This window comes from Streptomyces coffeae (assembly GCF_016741875.1).
GTDB lineage: Bacteria > Actinomycetota > Actinomycetes > Streptomycetales > Streptomycetaceae > Streptomyces > Streptomyces coffeae.
On record NZ_JAERRF010000202.1, the window covers coordinates 1 to 428 of the forward strand.

Consider the following 428-nt stretch of genomic DNA (forward strand, 5'->3'; position numbering starts at 1 on the left):
CTGGGCGATCCGATCGAGGTCGGTGCGCTGGTGGAGGCCTATGGCCGACAGCGCTCCGGTGCCCCGTTGCTGCTCGGGTCGGTGAAGTCGAACCTTGGTCACACGCAGGCTGCCGCGGGTGTGGCGGGTTTGATCAAGATGGTGCTGGCGATGCGGCATGGTGTGGTGCCGGCTTCGTTGCATGTGGATGCTCCTTCGCCGCATGTGCAGTGGGGCGAAGGCGTCGAGTTGGTCACGGCCGGGCGCGCATGGCCCGATTCCGGCCGTGCGCGCCGTGCGGGGGTCTCTTCCTTCGGTGTGTCGGGGACCAACGCGCACGTCATCATCGAGCAGGCACCATCGGAGCCGCCGCCTGTCCGCAAGAGTGGTGGTGTGGTGCCATGGGTGCTGTCCGGCCGTAGCGCGGACGCACTGCGGGATCAGACTGA

At 67.8% G+C, this 428-nt stretch carries 1 protein-coding gene; it reads left to right on the forward strand.

Features of this window, described 5'->3' with window-relative positions; translation table 11 throughout:
- Positions 1-428 (forward strand): ketoacyl-synthetase C-terminal extension domain-containing protein (locus tag JK363_RS41675; RefSeq protein WP_201883524.1); only part of this gene is annotated, 428 nt, incomplete at both ends.